The sequence below is a fragment of the Streptomyces sp. NPDC047515 genome, from assembly GCF_040643055.1.
Classification (GTDB): Bacteria; Actinomycetota; Actinomycetes; order Streptomycetales; family Streptomycetaceae; genus Streptomyces.
Map to the genome: position 1 here is coordinate 1 of NZ_JBEYTM010000170.1, position 1426 is coordinate 1426.

General features: G+C 70.9%; 1 protein-coding gene. It reads left to right on the forward strand.

All coding sequences use genetic code 11. The annotated features are described in order from the left end of the window. Positions 1 to 128: 128 nt before the first annotated feature. On the forward strand, positions 129 to 1426 hold a 1298-nt coding region (locus ABZ826_RS39355), incomplete at its 3' end, for an NF041680 family putative transposase (protein WP_361459405.1).

A 1426-nucleotide genomic window follows, 5' to 3' on the forward strand; every position in this document is an offset into this window, starting at 1 on the left:
AGCTTGGCGTTTTACCTCGCCTGTCACCCGACCTGCTGATCTGGGGTCGTTCGCGTGACAGCGGAGGCGGCCGTTCTCCACGCTTTCGAGATGTCGAGTCACGAAGCACGAGAGAACGGCCGCTGCGTATGAGTCTCCCCGTCCCAGGGTCGGCAGGCGAGGCGTTGGACGTCTTGTCCCGCTTTCGGGTCGAGTTCTACGAATGCCTTTACGCCCGGGCGGATACGCTCTTCGAACTCACGGACGCGGTGCTGTGTGCGGACGGGCCGGTGAAGACGCTGGTGGAGCTGTCCCTGGCGGTTGAGCACCGGCGTGGGCACGGCGCCCTGTACGCGGCGCTGGACCGGGGCTGGGCGGAGCCGGCCCGTTTGCGCCGCGCGCTGGCCGGCCTGCCGCTGCCGAAAGCGGCCGACGGGCGGATCGTGCTGGCCGTGGACGTGAGCAACTGGCTCCGCCCCGATGCCCCGACCAGCGACGACCGGCTGTTCTGCCATGTCTACGGACGCGGCGCCCGCAGCAAGGACCAGTTCGTGCCGGGCTGGCCGTATTCCTTCGTCGCCGCCCTGGAAACGGGCCGCACCTCCTGGGTCGCGCTGCTGGACGCCGTGCGCCTTGGGCCCGCCGACGACGCGACCGCCGCCACGGCGGACCAACTCCGCGGTGTTGCCGAGCGGTTGATCCACGCCGGGCAGTGGAAGCCAGGAGACCCCGAGATCCTGATCGTCATGGACTCCGGCTACGACGTCACCTACCTCTCCCACGCACTGAAGGACCTGCCGCTCGTGCTGCTCGGGCGTCTGCGCTCGGACCGGGTCATGCTCCGCGACCCCGGGCCGCCCCGCCCTGGGCCCGGAGGCGGACGTCCTCGTCGGCACGGCGGCGTCCTCGCCCTGGCCAGGCCCGACACCTGGCACACCCCCGAGGTGACCACGTCCACGGACACCACCCACTACGGCACCGCCACAGCCACCGCCTGGGACCGGATGCATCCGAGACTCACCCACCGTGGCCCCTGGCTGGAGCACGCGAAGGAAGAACTGCCCGTCCTGCACGGCACGTTGATCCGCCTGAAAGTCGAGCGCCTGCCGGGCGACCGCGACCCCAAGCCCCTGTGGCTGTGGTGCTCGGCCACCGGCGCCACCGGCACGGACGTCGACCGCTGGTGGCAGGCCTTCCTCCGCCGCTTCGACCTGGAACACACCTTCCGACTGATGAAACAGACACTCGGCTGGACCCGCCCGAAGGTCCGCCACGCCGACACCGCCGACCTGTGGACCTGGCTGATCATCGCCGCCCACACCCAGCTCCGCCTCGCCCGTCCCCTTGCCGAGGACCTCCGCCGCCCCTGGGAAAGACCAGCCGAGCCCCGCCGCCTCACCCCAGCCCGGGTGCGGCGAGGGTTTCGCAACGTCCGCGCGACCACGAC